A 20255-nucleotide genomic window follows, 5' to 3' on the forward strand; every position below is an offset into this window, starting at 1 on the left:
ATTAAAATGCAAGATTTAAACCTACGATGAATGTACGAGGATGTGGATAGTAACCCATATCAACACCAGATACCCAAGAGTCGCTGCTGTTACCATCTGTACCATTGTAAGAACCGATTTCTGGATCCATACCATCATACTTGGTCAAAGTAAAGAGATTCTGTACCTGGAAGTAGAGACGCAACTTAGAGAGTCCCTTCCAAGCGATGAGCTTCTTGAAATCATAACCCAAAGTGAGGTTCTGCAAACGGATATAGTCTCCATCCTGGAGATAAAGGTCTGAGAACAACCAGTTACCGACATCACCGTAAGTAACACGTGGAATCTCATTGCCAGTACCCTCACCTGTCCAACGGTTCAAGATGCGACGGCTATAATTGCCCTGAGATGAACTTGGGTCACGATAAGACTGAGCAATCTTGAAACCTGCTGCACCAGTGAAGTTAGCAGCCAAGTCGAAGCCCTTCCAACCCAGGTTGAAATTGAATCCGAAAGTATACTTAGGAAGACCATTACCCAGGTCTACCTTATCATTAGCATTGATAACGCCATCGTGATTGATATCTACGTACTTCACATCACCTGGCTGTACATTGCTCTGCATCACACCATTACCAGCTGCAATCCACTCATTGATTTCCTTCTGGTTCTGGAAGATACCTGCTGTCTTGTAACCCCAGAAGTAACCGATTGCATGACCATTCTCTGCACGATAGAACTCTTCTGCATTCTGATAAATCTGGTTGGTAGCACCATGGATGATACCATCCTCTGTAGGGATAGAACCAACCTCATTGTGGTTGTAAGCAAAGTTAGCACCTACACTGTAGATGAAATCCTTACCAATCTGGTCATTCCAAGAAAGACCAACCTCAATACCCTTGTTCTTTACATCACCACCATTGATGATAGGACCACCTGTACCGGCTGTAGCCAAGATAGGAGCCTGAACCAACCAATCCTTGGTATTCTTGATATAACCATCCAAGGTCAAAGACAAACGCTGACGGAGGAAACGAGCATCCAAACCAACATTGTACTGCTCAGAGGTCTCCCACTTTACATTCTCGTTGGCAAGACGGCTTGTATAAGCACCATTTACCCAAGCATCAGTACCACCTGTGGCACCGAAGTTGTAATTGGTATTAGTTGTAGTAACAGGTGCCAAGTACTGGTAGCACTTGATGTTGGCATTACCTACCTGACCCCAAGAGAGACGGAGTTTCAAGAAATCCAACCAAGAAGCTGTAGACTTCATGAAATCCTCTTCTGTCAAAGTCCAACCTGCACTGACTGATGGGAAGTAACCCCAACGATGACCCTTGGCAAACTTAGAAGAACCATCGGCACGCATAGTAGCATTGATCATATAACGATCCTTCCAAGACCAACCCAAACGAGCGAAGAAAGACTGACCACGAGATGGGTCGTAAGGACCACCATTTACCTTACGGTCAGTATGGCTCATATCAGTATTGGCAACATAAGCATGCTCCCAATCATCGAAACCTGCTGTAAGGTTTACTCCATAGCTACTGGTATAGCTACCATCATACTTAGTAGTCTCACTACCAATCAAAGCACTGAGGTGATGATCCTTGATATCAAAGTCGTATGTCAAAGTATTGGTCCATACCAAAGAGATACCACTACCGTCGCTCTGGTTAACCTTGGTTACACCATTACCACTCTGTGGAGTAAACTTATAAATAGGAGTAAATGAACGATAATCAGAACCACCATAGTTGATAGCAAATACAGTACGGAACTTCAAGTTCTTGATAGGCTCAATCTGTACATATACATTAGCGTCTACAGAAGTAGCCTTAGTCTGATTATAACGGTTCATCATCATAGTACCGTATGGGTTACTATCATTAGGGTTCCAATCAGAACCTTCTGTAGAGAAGTAATTACCATCAGCACCATAAACAGGAACAAGTGGAGATGTAGAGAATGCTCCATGAAGGTTGTTATTATAGATGTTACCAGTGTTCATGCCACGGCTATCCTTGTAAACGAAGCCTACATGCTCACCTACAGTAACCAAACCATTGAACATTTTATGCTCTGAATTGGCACGAAGGTTATACCTCTTATAATAAGAAACGTCAGAACCGCCAATAAGACCGTCCTGTCCTGTATAACCACCAGAAATAGAATATGTAGAAGTCTTGCTACCACCTGTGAATGCCAAACTATGGCTTGTGGTCAAGGCTCCGTTATCAACTGCCTTGTCAATCCAGTCTGTATCATATACATTACCATCAATATCACGAATAGAGTTGAGGGAAATCCAATCTACAGGAGACATACCTGAGTTGAGGCGAGCCTCATCCATAATCTGCATATACTCATTGCTATTGAGCATATTAAACTTGCGACCCAAGGTCTGCCAACCTACATATCCATCGTATGTAATCTTTGAAGGACCTTCCTTACCACTCTTGGTGGTAACGAGTACTACACCATTGGCAGCCTGTGCACCATAGATAGCGGCAGAAGCGGCATCCTTCAAGACGTCGATGCTCTCGATGTCGGCAGGATTCAAGGTTGTGATATCACCACCTACACCATCAATCAAATAAAGAGGCTGTGAATTACCTACAGTACCCAAACCACGGATGGTAACACTCATCGCTGCACCTGGCTGACCAGAGGTAGAAACGATGTTGACACCAGGAGTCTGGCCCTGCATGGCAGACAATGGATTAGTAGTGTTCAACTTGGCAATGTCGTCACCCTTCAACTGAACGGTAGCACCAGTCACCAACTTTTTCTTCTGAACACCATAACCTACTACGACGACCTCATCAAGAGACTGTTTGTCTTCATTTAAGGTTACATTCACTACAGAACCGGTTACCTTGATCTTCTGGGTGATGAAACCCAAATAAGACACTTCGAGTGTCTGTCCATTCTTTGCCTCGATAGCGAAGTTACCATCGAGATCGGTTACGGCACCAATCTTGGTTCCCTGTACCATGACACTTGCACCAATGAGAGGTTCATTGTCAGTACCGGAAATGACAGTACCCTTAACCGTCTGAGCATTGAGGACACCCGCACCGATTCCTAACATTGCCTGGAACACCAACATGATGGCTACCAGAGCAACTTTGCAGAGCATGTGGCTCTGCGAGAATTTCTGAGATGTTTTTCTCATAATTACTTTAGGTTTAAATTAATAATTGTTGCTTCTAGGTGTAATATAGGTCCTATGTAACATAGGTCGAATATTGCCTTTATATAAATAAGGTATAAGCCTCGGTTATGAGGATTGCCTCGATTTATCGTTGTTTGCATTTACTTTTTCGGGGACAAAGATAGATAAAAAACAGACAGGGGGGGGTATGTTTTGGTTAATCAATTACGTATAAAATGTTGCGCAACCTACATTTTTTAACGAAAAAGCACCAAAATGTAGCATAAAATACATTTTGGTGCAAAAATAGTTTAATTAATATGATATTTTATCAACCCCGGCATCGGAGCTTTCAAAATCTGGGAAATCTTGAGATGAAACTCATCCTCCATCACATTTCTCAAAGGTGATTCAAAGTAATGGGCAATGCTTCCAACAAAACCAAGCATCGGGATTTCTTCTTCCAAGGATGAATGCCATGCCTTCATGCCTGGCTCCAACTGACTTATATCCTCGGTGCTCGCCTTGACATATTTAATATAAGGTGTGAGATTCTTTGCGTAGAACTGATTAAAACTCTCCAGTATCATACGATAGAGAGCCATCGCTTCATTCAGTTCGTCAGTCCCGTTCTCGTGTTTCTCACCTTCTGCTATCTGTTCTGAGATAAAAGGACAGATGGAAGCCAGAAAGCGATTGGCAAGCGGCTGTCTGTACACCTTATTAATAATAGTAGGATAATCCAAACCCGACCAGGCAAGATATTTATTCTTTAGCGATACAGGCAAAGTGCCCTTGAAGATACCATTGAGGAAAAGTTTGCCGATTACTGCCCCACTACCCTCATCGCCCAGGATATATCCCAACGGAGGAGTATTCATCACAATCTTCTCTCCATCGTAAAGACAACTGTTGGCACCGGTTCCCAAAATACAGGCGATACCCGGTTTCTTGCCAAACAGGGCACGGGCTGCTCCCAGCATATCACCTTCTGCCTCAACCTTGGCTTCGGGGAAAGACTGCTGCAAGAGTGATTTCATGCGAGACTTCATCGCCTCGGTTACACCACTGCCATAAAAGAAAACCTCCTGAGGCTGCTCTGACAGAACAAGTTCCTTACACAACACATCCAAAATCTCGGCATCACTCTGATGAATCGGACTGATGCCCTGCGTCTTACAGGTAACCATCACGTTACCCTGTTCATCAACCAGAGCCCAATCGGTCTTGGTGCTGCCACTATCTGCTATGAGTATCTTCATATTCCAATCTGATTAATTAACGTATCCTTTGACGTTGCAAATGTAATCAATTTATATGAAAAATGCAAAGGATAAGCCTAAAAATCGAACGTAAAGGTGCTAATATTTCAAAAAAGGGGAATTTCTCTTTGCTTTTTCACGAATTATTAATAACTTTGCAGTCAAATTTACTAAATATGAAGAAGAGACTATACATCATAATTCTGCTGATGGTGGCATTGGCACTGCCAAGTAATGCTGTGCTCAAGGAAGCCAACCTGGACACAACACTCTATATGCTGCGCACAGAATTGACCAACTATCACATAGACTTGGAGAAACAGAACCAAGCTGCCAAGGCTCAACAGTTGGCGGTAATTCAGGAACTCATCAGTATTGTGAAACAGGCTGACCAGAACTCCATCATGCTCTATTCGCAACGCAACGGGTATATTTTCGACATGACGTATGCCTGTCATGAAGCTACAGAGCAGTTTAAGAAGTTTAAATCGAAGGCTGTTCCTTTCCGCCAGATGATCAAGAAGAACAATGTTGAGGTGGCGCGTTTCGATTCACTCATCAACTATCTCTACGGCATGAACACCATGTTTCTCAGCGAAGAAGCACAGGTGAACCGAAACGTAGACCTGACTCTGGCTGTCAATATCCGCCGCCAGCTGGTAGAGAAACAGAAACAGTTGCAAGCCTATGTGCAGGCTTACGACCGAACCGACCGTAAGTTACAGGCACTCAACGACTATGCCAACCGCAGATACGAAGATATCCAGAACAGCATCTTCAATAATGGAGGCGACAACTATCTGCGTATACTCCGCAACTTCAGCATGAACTATAAGGAGGCGAAGACGTCTGTAACCGAGAAATACAAGCCCGTACCGGGCATGATGTCGCAATGGGATGTTCGTATCATCTTCATCCTCTTCGGTATCATCATCTTCTGGGGTCTCATCTCCATCTTCCTCAATCTCTTTACCATCCGCATCGTAATTACCCAACTCATGAAGCATGGTATGTTCGAGAACAGAAAGGAAAGTTTTATGGCAAAACGACCATGCCTTATCATGGCTATGACAGTAGTAACCTTCGCAGTTATTCTCGGTATCGTAAGAATGGCGGTTACCCAGAACTTCGTGATTATGGCAAGCCAGCTGCTGGTAGAATATTCCTGGTTGGTTGGCGTCATCTTGGTATCTATCTTGCTACGCGTAGACAACGATAAGATCAAGAATACCTTCCGTATCTATTCGCCATTGATGCTGGTAGGTTTCATCGTTATCGTGTTCCGTATCATCCTGATACCAAACGACCTGGTAAACCTCATCTTTCCACCAGTCCTTCTGCTCTGCGCTCTCTGGCTGTGGAATGTGATTGGCAGAAAGCACAACCAGGTATTGCGTACCGACAAGACATACGCATTCATATCGCTTGCCGTATTCGGAGTAAGTACCATTTTTGCCTGGACAGGTTTCACACTGCTTGCCGTCCAGCTTATCATCTGGTGGACCATGCAGCTTACCTGCGTGCTTACCATTACCTGCTGCGAGGGATGGCTCAGCGTATATGCCAAGCGTAAAAAGCTGGCAGACAAGGCGATTACCGATAAATGGCTGTATCGCTTTATCTACAAGGTATTGCTCCCTATTTCAGGTGTACTTTCGTTCATCATCTCTATCTACTGGGCAGCAGATGTATTCAACATGAGTGATACGACTTGGGAGATATTCAACAAGGATTACATCAAGACCAGCAACTTCACTGCATCGCTTTTCAGTATTTCAGAGGTAGCTTGTCTGTACTTCCTGTTCAACTACATCAACATTACTTCTGTAGATTTCATGCGTCATCACTTCGAGAAAGCAGACCCGGCGTCGGCTGCTTCAAAGATTGTGATGTTCAAAAACGTGATGCAGGTGATTATCTGGGGTATCTGGCTGATGATAGCCCTGAACGTATTCCAGGTTGGTAAATCATGGCTGCTTGCTATCTTTGCCGGCTTATCAACCGGTCTGGGTTTTGCATCAAAGGATATTCTCGAAAACATCTACTACGGTATCTCTCTGATGATGGGCCGTGTGAAGGTGGGTGACTATATCATCTGTGACGGCACCCGTGGTAAGGTAAGCAGTATCAGTTATACCTCTACGATGCTGGAGGCTACCGACGGTTCGGTCATAGCCTTCCAGAACTCGCAGCTCTTCTCGAAGAACTACAAGAACATGACCAAGAATCATGGTTATGAGCTGGATATTCTGGAGGTAGGTATTGCTTATGGCAGCAATGTGAAGGAAGTGAAACAGATTCTGATTGATGCCCTCATGAAACTGGACTGTATCTATCAGGACAAAGGGGTGAAGGTATTATTGAAAAGTTTCGATGACAGCTGCATCACACTCAGAATTGTGGTATGGGTGAACGTGCTTACCCAAGCCATCGACGATGCCACCATCATGGAGTGCATCTACGATACGCTCAACGATCACAACATCGAGATTCCGTTCCCACAGCGTGAGATTACAATCAAACAAGTTAATAATTAACAGGTTATAGTTTACAGTTAATAGCAGGTTAGCCCCCTATTAACTATAAACTATTAACTATAAACTTTTAAACATATGGCAACATTCATAGCAGGTCCTTGTGTCATCGAGTCAATGGAACTATTGGAAACAGTAGCTCAGGAACTCGTCCGCATCAACGAAAAGTTAGGAACCCAAATCATATTCAAGGCTTCATTCGACAAAGCCAACCGTACCAGCATCCACTCTTTCCGTGGTCCAGGACTGGAGAAAGGACTCCAGATGCTGGGAAATATCAGAGAGAAATACAACCTTCAGGTTACAACAGATATTCATGAGAGTTATCAAGCTTCAGCAGCAGGCGAAGTATGTGATATTCTCCAGATTCCAGCCTTCCTCTGCCGACAGACCGACCTTCTGGTTTCTGCAGCCAAGACTGGTAAAACCGTCAACATCAAGAAGGCACAGTTCCTGAGCGGTAGAGATATGAAATATCCTGTAGAAAAAGCATTGGAGAGCGGTGCCAAGGAAGTTTGGCTCACAGAACGCGGCAACTGTTTCGGGTATAACAATCTCGTGGTAGATTTCAGAAACATCCCTGACATGAAGGAGATTGTGCCAAATGTCATCATGGACTGTACCCATAGCGTTCAGCGCCCTAGCGCCGGCGATGGCAAGACCGTGGGCGACCGCAAGTTCGTACCAGCCATGGCTATGGCAGCCAAGGCATTTGGTGCCACCGGTTACTTCTTTGAGGTACACCCAGATCCAGACAATGGAAAGAGTGACGCTGCCAATATGCTGGAATTAGACAAGCTGGAGGCTCTCATAGCAGATTTGCTCGCTTAACAAAGTATATTAATTAACTTGCCTAAGTATATTAATTAACTTGCCTAAGTATATTAATTAACTTGCCTAAGTATATTAATTAACTTGTCTAAGTATATTAGTTCCATTCAATAAAGAACATTTATTATAGAATATAATGAATCACAAGATAAACGATATTGACGACATGACAGTCCGCTCGTATGGAGAGCAAGCCCTTCGTGACGAAGCTCAAGCCATACTCGATCAAATTTCCTACATGGATAGTAATTTTGAGAAAGCAGTTGATATGATGTTCCACTGCCAAGGCAAAATCATCGTAACCGGTGTGGGCAAGAGCGGGCACGTGGGTGCCAAGATTGCAGCTACCCTGGCATCAACAGGTACACCTGCTTTCTACATCAATCCACTGGATGTCTATCATGGCGACCTCGGTGTGATGACCGACAAGGATGTGGTGCTGGCACTGAGCAACAGTGGTCAGACCGACGAATTGCTCCGTTTCATCCCGATGGTGCTCCACATGAATGTACCGATTATATCGATTACGGGAAATCCGAATTCCCTATTGGCAAAATATTCCAACCATCATATCACCGTAAAGGTAAAGAAGGAGGCCTGTCCGCTGAACCTTGCTCCAACCAGCAGTACTACAGCAGCTCTGGCGATGGGCGATGCATTGGCGATAGCCCTGATGCAGGTACGCCACTTCAAGCCTCGTGACTTTGCCCAGTTCCATCCGGGTGGAGAATTAGGCAAGCGCCTCCTCACCACAGCAGAAGATGTGATGCGCAGCGATGATATGCCTATCATCCCTAAAGAGATGCACCTGGGCGAGGCTATCATTCATGTGAGCAAGGGAAAACTGGGATTGGGTATTTCTCTGGATGAAGAGAAACGTGTCATAGGATTAATTACTGATGGCGATATCCGCCGTGCCATGGAGAAATGGCAGGCAGAGTTCTTCAACAAGACGGTGAGTGACATCATGACCACCACACCAAAGATGGTGACTCCGAAGACGAAGATTTCGGAGATTCAGCGCATCATGCACAAGTATAAGGTGCATACGGTACTGGTTGTAGACAAGGATAATCATTTAAAGGGCATTGTAGACCACTATGCCTGCATGGTATAATTTTTTAGGCACGGATTACACGGATTTATAGATAACACGGTTATAAATAAGATGAGATATTTTTTATTAATAGCGACATTATGGCTGTCTTGTTCGCTGTGCAGCGCACAGACCAGCGATTCACTGATCGTAAATCAGCTTCGTGGGAAAGGAGTCAGCTTTTCTCACGATAATTCAGTAACCCTACTGATGAATGGTCAGGAAAAGTTTGATGATATGTTCCAGGCAATCCGACAGGCTAAACATAGTGTACACCTGGAATACTTTAACTTTCGCAACGACAGCATCGCCTCCCTCCTCTTCGACCTGCTAGCTCAGAAAGTCAAGGAGGGTGTAAAGGTGAGAGCCTTATATGATGGTTTCGGAAACTCTTCCAACAATAAGCCTCTGCGAAAGAGACATCTCAAGAAAATCCGTGCCAACGGCATAGAGATTTATGAGTATAAGCCCCTGAAGTTTCCATGGGTACATGCAATCTTCAACCGTGATCACCGTAAAATCGTAATCATTGACGGACAGATTGCCTACACAGGCGGCATGAACGTTGCCGACTATTATATAAAAGGTACTGAGGTAGTAGGAGAATGGCACGATATGCACTGTCGCATCGACGGAAGCGAGGTGAATACCCTGCAGAAGATATTCCTCAAAATGTGGAATAAGGTGAGCGGACAGAATGTGCACAGCACTGAATTCTGGAGATATAAGAAGAAGGATTATCTGGTAGAGAATCTCAAGCCGGATACGACAGCAACTGCCTACAGAAAGATGGTCGGCATCATCAACCGCGAACCGCATATTACAAAGGATATCATCCGATATTTCTATGTGAATGCCATCAATGATGCACAGGATAGCATCAAGATTATCAGCCCCTACTTCACCTTGAGTCATAAACTCAAAAAGGCATTGAAGAATGCTGTGAAAAGAGGAGTGAAAGTAGAAATCATGCTCTCTACCAAGAGCGATATTCCGCTGACTCCTGACTGCGGTTTCTATAATGCCCACAAACTGATGAAGGCAGGATGCAATGTTTGGATGTACACACGGGGCTTCCACCATACCAAGATTATCATGGTAGACGGCAAGTTCTGTACCGTTGGCAGTGCCAATCTCAATGCCCGAAGCCTGCGCTGGGACTATGAAGAGAATGCAGTGATTGTGGATTCTTGCACTACCCAACAACTGGTACAGCTCTTTGATGGGGAAAAGAAAGACAGTTTCTTACTCAATGAGAAGAACTGGAGAGAGTGGCGTACGGGCTGGCAAAGATTCAAAGGATGGTTTGCCGCAAAGGTACTCACTCCATTCTTGTAAAAACAAGATATAAGTATAACCCAACTTTCACTAGCAGAAGTAAAATAAACAGAGATGAATAAAGAAATGATGAAAGCCATGGCTGGCAAACAGATGCCGGAAATGGCAATAGTAGAGAGCAATACACTCGCCGCAATGGGACTCAGACAACTGCTTGAGTCGGTGATGCCCATGATGAAAATCTCGACCTTCGGTTCGTTCCGTCAGTACGAGGCAAACAATCCTGACCACTTTGTTCATAGTTTTGTATCTATGCACATTGTACTGGAACACCGTTACTTCTTCACACAGGGCAACAGGAACCACCACGTGATCGTTCTAACACCCAGCAACGATCCCAATTCGCAACTTGCAGAATTTCATTGTCTCTGCGTCAATGTATCAGAAGGATACCTGATAAAAGAGTTTCTCAACCTGCAGCATTCCGGTCATCCTCATGGCGAACATATCCCTGCCATGCCCCCTGTCACTCAGGAAAAAGTTCTGTCGGATAGAGAAATAGAGGTATTATCTCTGGTAGCACAAGGGAAAATCAACAAAGAGATAGCCGACCAACTCTGTATCGGACTGACTACTGTGATTACCCATCGCAAGAAAATACAGGAAAAACTGGGATTAAAAAGTGTGTCATCACTCACCATTTATGCTGTGATGCATGGTTTTGTTGACATCAATATAATCTAGCCTTCACCATAAATAGTGATGCAGAATCATCACATACCTAAATATAATGATAGCGCCTTCCCCTCATGTGAGAGGAAGGCGCTATCATTTTAGGAAAAATAACATTATTTAAACAGATATTCCACAGATAAGCTACAGCTTTACAGAAGAAATATCAACCAAATTGTTCACGATGGCATAAATTGTAAGACCTGCTGGAGAATGAATCTGAAGCTTTCGGGCGATGTTTCTGCGATGCGTAATGACCGTATTGATAGAGATAAACAGGTGGTCAGCAATCTCCTTGTTGGTCATTCCCTGAACCAAAGCAACAATCACATCTTTCTCACGGTCGCTCAACTGTTCATCGCTCATCGAAGTCTGATTAATCATGCTCGAAATCTTGGCACTCACATCGTTCTGCTTCAGTTTACGCTCTGCATTTCTTACTGCAGGAATAAAGATTTCTTCCTCAACCTCAGAATGATGTTTCAGCCATTCCTCATTATTATATATATCATAAAGAGTGGCGCTGAGCTGATTATTATGCAAGCCATCAGAAGGCAAATACTTGATAATGATACTCTTGAGTTCCTTTAACTTCAAATCTACCTGAGCATGGTGCTTCGAGAAGGTTTCTATATCAAAGTTTGCATTGGCATTACCATCTATAAGTGCCTGAACATAAGGGAATACCATTCTTTCCTCATACTTCATGTGATTGGTGATGCTATGGGCATAGTCATCATAAAGCTTGAGGATAAGGCGCGCCAGATTATCCTTTTCATCCAGCGCTTCAACCAGTTCCTTACGGATAAACGGCAACTGGAAATCTATGTAATAGGCATGCGATGCTTTGAGATAATGCAATAGGGTCGGCAGCGACAGGCGGTCAGCATCGTCATACTCCTTGTAACCATTAATCGTCAAGTTAACCACGGACAGGAAAGTATAGGTATCCACCTGCTGTTCTTCGCAAACTTCGCACACAGTTTTATCACCAAAGCCCAGGTTGATACCGAAGCTGCCGAGGCTCTGTAAAATGTTATAATTGTCTCTAATGATGCTGATCATCTTGTCATCAGCTTCATACATCTTCTGATTTTTCATCTTTCTTTATCCTTAAATGAAAACATCCTTGTATCAAGAACATTCATAATGTTTCTATTTCGGTTGCAAATATACAAAAAAGTTTCGAAACTCGCAATACCTAAAAATGGGGATGCGACAGTTTACCGATTTTTAGGTATTGCAAGATATTTTAAAACTCTGTAACTTTGCACCCGAAATCGAGAAAGAGCGCGGTGATGATTGCCACTCCCGAGCGGCAGAGCTGCGTAATTCCTTATCATGCCTCATGGCTTTAAGGAGATACTAGGCCTCTAAAGTATCGAGACCGCAAGCAAACATCCGCGCTCTTTCCTTTATATAAAACTATACGATAACAATAATTTCAAAATATTAAAGATGAAGAGTTTAAGAATTGGATTGATGTCCGCTGCCCTCGTTGCCGGTTTGGCAACGGCAAGTGCACAAACTGTGGCTGCCGATAGTGTGATGCAGCATGTAAACGGCAAGCGCCTCAGCGTGGGTGGTTATGGCGAGGTTGTCATGAGCCGCAACTTCTATAGCGACGCAGGAAAACGCTACTCTAACGCCACCGCTTATAAAAACGCACCCGACCACGGACGCTTCGACATTCCTCATGCAGTAATCTACCTGGGTTACGACTTCGGAAAGGGATGGTCCATGGGTATTGAAATTGAGTTTGAACACGGAGGTACCGGACAGTCTATCGAATACGAGGCAGAGGAGGCCATCGAGTATGAACAAGAGGTAGAGAAAGGTGGCGAGGTGGAACTCGAACAGTTCTGGATTCAGAAATCATTCGGTCGATGGGCTAACATCAAGGCTGGACACATCGTTGTACCTGTAGGTCTTACCAATGCCTATCACGAACCATTGAATTTCTTTACTGTTTATCGTCCGGAAGGAGAAAACACCATTCTTCCTTGTACATGGCACCAGACTGGTATCAGTTTCTGGGGAAAGAGCGGTAAGTTCCGCTACGAGGCACAGTTTCTGGCAGGTTTGAACGCCTACCGTTTCAGTCGCAGCAACTGGATTCAAGGCGGTGCCAAGAGTCCATACGAGTTTGAGGTAGCCAACAAATATGCCGTTGCTGCCCGTGTAGATAACTACAGTATTCCTGGTCTGCGCATCGGACTGAGCGGTTACTACGGCAAGGCGATGGGCAACACCACCCCACAGGATACCCAACACAAAAACATCAAGGGAAACGTATATGTAGGTGCCTTCGACTTCACCTACAACAAGTACAACTGGAAGATTAGAGGCAACGTGGATTATGGCTATGTAAGCGATGCTACAGCCATTACCAGCATTGTATATCCTGGTACGGCTAACGTCAAGCCTAATGAATCAGGCAGCGGCAAATACTTCGGCAGTCATGCCATCGCTACCATGGTGGAAGCAGGCTATGATGTCTTCTCTCAGATTTCCAAGTTGCGTGAAAACAACCAGAAGCTGTATGTGTTCGGTCATTTCGAGTATTACGATTCATCCGTTCACAATACCACCGCCAAGTGGACCAACCGCAAAATTGTGGCAGCAGGTATCAACTACTTCCCTCTCCCACAAATCTGTGTGAAAGCTGAATACAACCAGCGCATCTTCCACTCTAAGTACAACAATGAGCCAGCCGTGAACATCGGCATCGCTTATCAGGGCTTCTTCCTCTAATCCAGGGGAAAAGAGCCGTTTCATAGAAAAATAATTATCATATTCAAACATAAAAAACAAAGAAACATGAAAAAGATTTTTCAGAAGGCATTCTTGTTCGTAGCAACAATGACCTTATCTTTGGGTTTCGCTTCTTGTAGCGATGATGATGGCCCAGTAACAGAGGGTAACGTAGTTCCAGCAACAGAATTATCAGCAGTTGCCAACACTTATGTAAACGACATTATCAATCCTACCTACAAAGATTTGAGAGACAACGCTAAGGTTCTGAAGGATGCATGCGACAAGGCATACGCCAACGCCAAGGCTGGCAACTTGAGCGATGCAGATATCACCGATGCCTGCGAGGCTTTCAAGAACGCTCGTCGTGAATGGGAGCGCAGTGAGGCATTCCTCTATGGTGCAGCAGCCAACAACGAGATTGACCCACACATCGACTCATGGCCACTCGACCACGACCAGATGGTAGAGGCACTCAACAACCAGAACATCATCGCCGGAATCCAGGGTTCAAACCCAGCTCAGTTTATCTATACCGAGAACAAGAACTTCGACTCTGTAATAGGTTTCCACGGATTGGAGTTCGTACTCTTCCGTAATGGAGCCGCACGTACTGCAGCCATGCTGAACAACAACGAGACAGAAGAGGGCATGACCACCGTAAAGGGTATCGACGAGTTGGCATTTGCTGCCGCTGTAGCTGGCGACATCTACAACATGACTTCACTCCTCCAGTATGGTTGGAATGGTGATGCAACCCTCGGTTCTTGGTTGACAACCAATTGCAAGTGGGTGGTTGATGGTCTTGCTGGTCTGGAGGAGAGTGCTGGTGCCCTTTCTACTGCAGGTATCGGTTACGGTCAGTTCTTCCTCAATGCCACAGGCGACAAGGCTTGGTTCCCTACATGGCAGGAGACCTTGGAGAATGTATTCGTAGGCGGTTGCTCAAGCATCTGCCAGGAGGTTTACACCCAGAAGCTGGGTCAGGCTTACCGTGTAGCTACCGGTCATGGCGGTACAACTGAGGATGGCGAAGCTGAATCTCGCGACTACATTGAGTCACCATACAGCAAGCGTTCATTCATCGACTATCAGGACAACATCTACTCTATCAAGAACTCTCTCTATGGTACACGTCATGTAACTGCTACAACTCCTGTTGCTAATTCATTGATGACTATCATGAAGAAGTACAACTACAGTGGCTACAACGCATTGAATACAGCTCTTGATGAGGCTATCGCAGCATTGGAGTCTGCCAAGAAGAGCGGTATCGCCTTCGTGGATGATCCAGCCAATGCTCAGGTAAAGACTTGCATCGACAAGATCAACACCCTGGACGACGAGTTGAACAATGCGGGTGCCTGGTTCCGCGCCTTGAAGGTTTCCAAGTAATTTATCCATTACAGCAGAAACAACAGGAATAAAGGATTACGTAGCTTTGCTTTCTTCAATAGAAGCGAAGCTACGTCATTTGGGTTAAATATAATATATCACAAAGAAAATACATTATGAATAAGAATTTTAAGAATTACGCCTACATGTCGTTCGCCCTGGCTTTGGCTACGACAATGGCTAGCTGTTCTGACGATGACAACAAAGTTGAAATTCAGGAAACAGATGCCGCATACGTAGGTAAGGAAGTGGGTAACTTTACTGCAGATGAGTGGTATCCAGGTGGTAAACTGGGTACAACAGAGAACACAGGTTCCAGCAGCTACTCAGACCAGACACCTGCTGTAGATAACGACCCAGAACTCTTCAAGCAGTTCTTTATCGGCGAGCAGATGTTCGAGCGCCAGTATTCATGGAATACAGGTGCATTCAAGGGCTTAGGTCCTGCTTCAGTCCGCTCATCTTGCTTTGATTGCCATCCAGAGTATGGCCATGGCAAGCGCAAGGCACAGTATGAAACCCGCTATGGTAATGGTAACGGCTATCTGCTCGTAGTATATCATCCTGTAGATGGTGCCAACAGCAATGATGGTGGCTATGTAACTGAGGTTACAGGTATGCCTCAGACACAAGCACAGTCTCCATTCTTGCCACCTATCGATGAGAGCAAAATCAATATGAGTTGGGAGCACGTCAACAAGATGGAAACAGAAGAGATACCATCCATGCAGTTCCCTGATGGCGAAAAGTTTGATTTGATTTATCCTGAGATTTCTATCCCTAAGAGTGCCTTCAACACCAGTCCTACTCCATACGAAACCAGCAATGGTGCAGTAGCTGTAAGATTGGAATCTACCATCGGTATTGGTGGTACAGGACTGGTAGATGCCATTCCTAACGAAGCTATCAAGGCACAGTATGCATCAGAGGCATCTTACTTCAAGAAAGCTGGACTTGACGTAAAAGAATACATCAATCCATCATTTTGGGATGCCGACAAGAATGACTTTACCGACGGAGCATACTATACAACATTTGGTAGAGATAGCAAATACGCTATTGGTGGCGTGCATGCAGATGGCAGCACATTCGATCCAAACACCTCTGAATTGAACAAAAAGATTGTCAAGCGCTTCACTTATGCCTTGACCCGTGGTAGTTTACAGGATGGTCCTGGTGCTAACGCTATCTGGAACATCACCAATGTTACCCGTCAGGATCGTCCTTGCCTCTATACCACGACCCCTTGGGCAAAGGCAATGTCAGAGAATACGGATGTGATTGCAGCCATCCAGAAGGATCCTACCTCTCCATATTATGCAGATGGTACTGACGAGGGAATCAAGGAAGCAGTAGTAAACCTGTTGGATCCAAAAACCAATCAGTTTGACAACCAATGGCACAACTTCAAGCCTGAGCAGAACATGGACGATTTCTATGCCTTCATGGTATGGCATCGTGGACTTGCAGTACCTCGTGCCCGCAACTTGAATGATTCACAGGTACAGCAAGGTAAAAAACTCTTCATGGAATGGGGCTGCGCCAACTGTCACAAGCCATCATGGAAGACCGGTGACGATAACTACGTAACATCCAAGTACATCGCCGACAAGAAGTTGCCTCGTTATCAGAATCAGACCATTTATCCATATTCTGACTTCATTCAGCACAAGCTCTATATGATGAACGACATCCATGGATCATGGTGCCGCACCACTCCACTTTGGGGTCGTGGCTTGAGCTATCTGAACACAGGTGCAGAAGATCGCCTGCACGACTGTCGTGCCCGCAACGAGGTGGAAGCCATCATGTGGCACTGCTACAGCAAGAAGAGTCATGCCTATAGTTCAGCCATGAACTTCTACAAAGCATCGAAGAGCGATCGTGATGCAGTGGTTAAGTTCCTGCGTTCTATCTAATGATAAGATATTACAAGAAGAAACAAAAATAAGAAAAGCTGCCAGGCTATCAAAAGCATTTGGCAGCTTTTTTATCAGAACCTCTAAATATACGTATAAAATCTTGCTTGTCTCCGAATAATATCGTAATTTTGCAGCGGAAATTCTATCAAGATTCCAACTAAGTATGGTTAAAAAGATTATATTCATTCTTTACATTCTTGTGCTCGTATGCATGGCTGCCGCCACCATCGTGGAAAAAAGCCAGGGCACGGATTATGCCCATGCCCACTACTATGGGGCATGGTGGTTCATTCTTATCTGGGCAGTACTTGCTGCCCTCGGTGCTTTCTACATCATCAAAAGAAAAGTGAAGTGCGCTTCTACATTGGCACTCCATCTCTCCTTCATCATCATCCTTGCCGGGGCATTGCTCACACATATATCGGCTAAACGGGGCATGATTCATCTGCGCATCGGTCAGCCTACAGATACTTATATGGCTCAGGATGAAGAGCTGGGTATGCAGGAAGAGAAACTCCCTTTCTCGCTCTGCCTGCAGAAGTTTGAAGCGAAGATGCACGATGGAACCAACGCCGTGGCTGACTATTCTTCAAAATTCACCGTAATAGACGGAGATGATAAGAGCGAAGGCGAAGTTTCGATGAATAACATCTATTCCCACCGGTCTTACCGTCTTTATCAGTCATCTTACGATGAAGACGGCAAGGGAAGCGTGCTCGCTATCAATGCCGATCCATACGGCATACCAGTCACCTATACTGGCTATGCACTGCTCTTCATCTCCCTCGTATGGATGCTCTTCGACCCTAAGGGCGGTTATCGCAAACTACTGAAGAGTCCTTTGCTCAAGAAGGGAGCCTTGATGACAGCACTCATCCTCAGCATGGGCAATATACAGACACTGCATGCAGAATCAGCAACAGGCAATCTCCAAAATGCTGTATTGCCAAAGGAAACTGCAGAGAAGTTTGGCGAGCTTCATATTCTCTACAACGACCGCATCTGTCCGGTACAGACCTTTGCCCTCGATTTCTGCAAGAAGATATATGGAGCCAGGAGCTATCTGGGATTGACTGCAGAACAGGTACTCTCTGGTTGGGTATTCTATGGAAATACTTGGGCAAACGAGCCTTTCATCAAGATCAAGAGCGGAGAAATGAAAACAGCGATGAATCTGCCTGACTATGCTTCGCTCAATACTTTCTTCAATCGTGAAATGGGTGGCTATACCATCGGACAGTATGTTCAGGAATACTACAATGGGCAGCAGGACAAGTTCCATCAGCAAGCCGCCGATATTGATGGCAAGATACAAATCATCATGGAGTTGCGAGAAGGTATCTCATTGAAAGTTCTTCCTTACACCTTCACCAAGAATGTGAAGGCTACCAAGGATCATTCATTCATCAAGGCTGGCACTACCACGTGGTTTTCACCTGTAGATAAGTTGCCACAGGCCGTGGAGCACCAGCATGCGCTCTATATCAAGAATGTATTCTCTCTGCTGAATGGTGATGTAAAGGCAGGCAATACGCGCCGTGTAAACGAGTTCTTCGTCAAGATGAAGAAATATCAGGAGGTTAGTAGCGGTAATTCGCTGCCAACAGCTACACAGTATAAGGCAGAACGCATCAATAATGCCTTTCCTTTTGCAACCATTCTCTTCATGGCAAACCTCACACTGGGCTTCATTGCCCTCTTCTACACCATCTATCGCATGACGAAGAAGAGAGAAATCAAGGCATTGAACATCGCTTTGCCTATCTTGCTTGGCGTTTCCTTCCTTGCCTTAACCTTCGGATTGGCATTGAGATGGATTATCAGCGGCAACATACCTATGTCTAACGGATATGAAAGTATGCTAACTGTAGCCTGGTTCGTGATGCTTATCAGTATTCTGATGCAGTTGCGCATCCGCATCGTCATGGTATTCGGCTTCCTGATTTCAGGATTTTTCCTTCTGGTAAGCCATATCAACCAGATGGATCCTGCTATCGGACAGATGATGCCGGTATTGAACAGTCCATTACTCAGCATCCATGTCAGCATCATCATGATGAGCTATGCCCTCCTATCGCTCACCTTTATCTGTGGCATCATGGGTATCTGCCTTCGCTCTCATGGCGAAGAGCTTCAGGCACTGAGCCGCATCTTCCTCTACCCTGCCCTCACCACGATGGGGTACGGCATCTTCATCGGAGCCATCTGGGCTAACGTGAGCTGGGGTAATTACTGGAGTTGGGATAGCAAGGAGACGTGGGCGCTCATCACCTTTATGATTTATGCCGTAGTAGTGCATACGCAGAGTCTACCAGTCTTCCGCAAGCCACTGGTATATCACATTTACATCACCCTGGCATTCATGAGCATTGCCATGACATATTTCGGAGTAAATTACTTCCTTACCGGAATGCACTCGTATGCATAAAAAAATAAAATAGGCTTCAATGGCAAATGAAGCCTATTTCATTGTCCAACGAAAGTACTTTCATGAGCTCATGAAAGCACTTTCGTTTTTTATTGCTTTTTCTACTATATTTTATTCCATAAAGACGGAGCGCCAAAGACTGTAGCGCACCTCTGGGTTCAACTGTTCCAAATGCAGGAAGACGGCTTGCATATCCGCACGGCGGGTAGTCTCTTCGTAAGGGCACAACGCCTTCTGCTTAGTGAAATGCAACTCTTCTGCTACCTGCCGAATATCCGCCTCATGTACGAGACAGAGCGGACGGATAATGGTGAGCGGATAATGTTTTAAAGGAAGACTGGGCTGCATAGTGGAATGCGAACCCTCGAAGGTGATGTTCATCAGCAGGGTAACGAGGATATCATCCATGTGATGTCCCAGAGCTATCTTATTGAACCCGTGGCTTACAGCAAACTCGAAGAGCGTCTTGCGGCGGTTCCAGGCACAGAGGAAGCAACGGGTCTTACGGGAATCGGTAGATTCATCAAACGAACTATGAAGGATATGGAGCTTGATGCCATTCTCGGCACAGAAATCCTGCAGATAAGAACGGTCGGTCTCGTAAGGAATGTTATCCATAATGATATGAGCCGCCTCCACTTCGATATGAGGTTTATAGATACGGGCACGCTGAGCCAGCAAACGAATCAGTTCCAGAGAATCCTTTCCACCACTCAAGGCTATAAGAATATGGTCACCATCCTCCAAAAGGTGATAATCCACACATCCTTTATTGAATCGCTTTAATACTTTCTGTTCTGCTTTCATCATATTCTGAAAAGGGAAAAGAAAAGCCGCACCCTTTTTTCAGAGTACGGCTTTATCAAGATACATCTCTC

General features: G+C 45.0%; 13 protein-coding genes. 9 read left to right on the top strand and 4 right to left on the bottom strand.

Annotated features, from left to right (window positions below):
- Window position 1: 1 nt before the first annotated feature.
- Window positions 2–3166 carry a SusC/RagA family TonB-linked outer membrane protein gene (locus ONT08_RS01070; RefSeq protein ID WP_264958836.1) on the bottom strand — a complete coding sequence of 1055 codons (3165 nt, stop codon included), beginning with the start codon at window positions 3164–3166 and terminating at the stop codon, window positions 2–4.
- A 290-nt stretch (window positions 3167–3456) separates the two neighbouring features.
- Complete coding sequence (locus ONT08_RS01075) at window positions 3457–4407, bottom strand: ATPase (RefSeq protein WP_118065655.1); 951 nt, start codon at window positions 4405–4407, stop codon at window positions 3457–3459.
- 176 nt (window positions 4408–4583) lie between these two features.
- Between ONT08_RS01075 and ONT08_RS01080 the strand changes: the two genes are divergently transcribed.
- From ONT08_RS01080 to ONT08_RS01100, 5 genes are all read left to right on the top strand, one after another.
- Entirely contained in the window at window positions 4584–6944 is a 2361-nt protein-coding gene (locus ONT08_RS01080) for a mechanosensitive ion channel family protein (protein WP_264958838.1), read from the top strand.
- 75 nt (window positions 6945–7019) lie between these two features.
- On the top strand, window positions 7020–7772 hold the full coding sequence (gene kdsA / locus ONT08_RS01085; protein WP_117586126.1) for a 3-deoxy-8-phosphooctulonate synthase: 753 nt from the start codon (window positions 7020–7022) through the stop codon (window positions 7770–7772).
- A gap of 136 nt (window positions 7773–7908) precedes the next feature.
- A complete protein-coding gene (locus ONT08_RS01090; RefSeq protein ID WP_118085624.1) occupies window positions 7909–8889 on the top strand; it encodes a KpsF/GutQ family sugar-phosphate isomerase in 981 nt (326 codons plus the stop codon).
- A gap of 51 nt (window positions 8890–8940) precedes the next feature.
- Window positions 8941–10206: a phospholipase D-like domain-containing protein gene (locus ONT08_RS01095; protein WP_040552494.1), complete on the top strand. Its 1266-nt coding sequence runs from the start codon at window positions 8941–8943 to the stop codon at window positions 10204–10206.
- A gap of 54 nt (window positions 10207–10260) precedes the next feature.
- On the top strand, window positions 10261–10890 hold the full coding sequence (locus ONT08_RS01100; RefSeq protein ID WP_264958841.1) for a response regulator transcription factor: 630 nt from the start codon (window positions 10261–10263) through the stop codon (window positions 10888–10890).
- 132 nt (window positions 10891–11022) lie between these two features.
- Here ONT08_RS01100 and ONT08_RS01105 read toward each other — a convergent pair whose 3' ends face one another.
- Complete coding sequence (locus ONT08_RS01105; RefSeq protein ID WP_264958843.1) at window positions 11023–11979, bottom strand: LuxR C-terminal-related transcriptional regulator; 957 nt, start codon at window positions 11977–11979, stop codon at window positions 11023–11025.
- A gap of 357 nt (window positions 11980–12336) precedes the next feature.
- Between ONT08_RS01105 and ONT08_RS01110 the strand changes: the two genes are divergently transcribed.
- From ONT08_RS01110 to ccsA, 4 genes are all read left to right on the top strand, one after another.
- Complete coding sequence (locus tag ONT08_RS01110) at window positions 12337–13632, top strand: hypothetical protein (RefSeq protein ID WP_264958845.1); 1296 nt, start codon at window positions 12337–12339, stop codon at window positions 13630–13632.
- Window positions 13633–13698: 66 nt separating this feature from the next.
- A complete protein-coding gene (locus ONT08_RS01115) occupies window positions 13699–15027 on the top strand; it encodes an imelysin family protein (protein WP_264958847.1) in 1329 nt (442 codons plus the stop codon).
- Between the two features lie 116 nt (window positions 15028–15143).
- The gene (locus ONT08_RS01120) at window positions 15144–16946 is read left to right on the top strand and encodes a di-heme oxidoredictase family protein (RefSeq protein WP_264958849.1); all 1803 of its coding nucleotides are present in this window, start codon (window positions 15144–15146) and stop codon (window positions 16944–16946) included.
- A 166-nt stretch (window positions 16947–17112) separates the two neighbouring features.
- On the top strand, window positions 17113–19377 hold the full coding sequence (ccsA, locus tag ONT08_RS01125; RefSeq protein WP_254972897.1) for a cytochrome c biogenesis protein CcsA: 2265 nt from the start codon (window positions 17113–17115) through the stop codon (window positions 19375–19377).
- Between the two features lie 111 nt (window positions 19378–19488).
- Here the strand turns inward: ccsA and ONT08_RS01130 are convergent, their stop codons facing one another.
- Window positions 19489–20187 carry a tRNA 2-thiocytidine biosynthesis TtcA family protein gene (locus tag ONT08_RS01130; protein ID WP_264958852.1) on the bottom strand — a complete coding sequence of 233 codons (699 nt, stop codon included), beginning with the start codon at window positions 20185–20187 and terminating at the stop codon, window positions 19489–19491.
- Between the last annotated feature and the right edge of the window lie 68 nt (window positions 20188–20255).

The organism is Segatella copri, from assembly GCF_026015465.1.
GTDB lineage: Bacteria > Bacteroidota > Bacteroidia > Bacteroidales > Bacteroidaceae > Prevotella > Prevotella copri_E.

Bases quoted from the DNA above. Each gene is read 5' to 3' on its own strand.
- ONT08_RS01110 (WP_264958845.1), top strand. From the start codon at position 12,337: ATGAAGAGTTTAAGAATTGGATTGATGTCCGCTGCCCTCGTTGCCGGT.
- ONT08_RS01100 (WP_264958841.1), top strand. From the start codon at position 10,261: ATGAATAAAGAAATGATGAAAGCCATGGCTGGCAAACAGATGCCGGAA.
- ONT08_RS01130 (WP_264958852.1), bottom strand. From the start codon at position 20,187: ATGATGAAAGCAGAACAGAAAGTATTAAAGCGATTCAATAAAGGATGT.
- kdsA (WP_117586126.1), top strand. From the start codon at position 7,020: ATGGCAACATTCATAGCAGGTCCTTGTGTCATCGAGTCAATGGAACTA.
- ONT08_RS01115 (WP_264958847.1), top strand. From the start codon at position 13,699: ATGAAAAAGATTTTTCAGAAGGCATTCTTGTTCGTAGCAACAATGACC.
- ONT08_RS01080 (WP_264958838.1), top strand. From the start codon at position 4,584: ATGAAGAAGAGACTATACATCATAATTCTGCTGATGGTGGCATTGGCA.
- ONT08_RS01095 (WP_040552494.1), top strand. From the start codon at position 8,941: ATGAGATATTTTTTATTAATAGCGACATTATGGCTGTCTTGTTCGCTG.
- ONT08_RS01070 (WP_264958836.1), bottom strand. From the start codon at position 3,166: ATGAGAAAAACATCTCAGAAATTCTCGCAGAGCCACATGCTCTGCAAA.
- ONT08_RS01120 (WP_264958849.1), top strand. From the start codon at position 15,144: ATGAATAAGAATTTTAAGAATTACGCCTACATGTCGTTCGCCCTGGCT.
- ONT08_RS01090 (WP_118085624.1), top strand. From the start codon at position 7,909: ATGAATCACAAGATAAACGATATTGACGACATGACAGTCCGCTCGTAT.
- ONT08_RS01075 (WP_118065655.1), bottom strand. From the start codon at position 4,407: ATGAAGATACTCATAGCAGATAGTGGCAGCACCAAGACCGATTGGGCT.
- ccsA (WP_254972897.1), top strand. From the start codon at position 17,113: ATGGTTAAAAAGATTATATTCATTCTTTACATTCTTGTGCTCGTATGC.
- ONT08_RS01105 (WP_264958843.1), bottom strand. From the start codon at position 11,979: ATGAAAAATCAGAAGATGTATGAAGCTGATGACAAGATGATCAGCATC.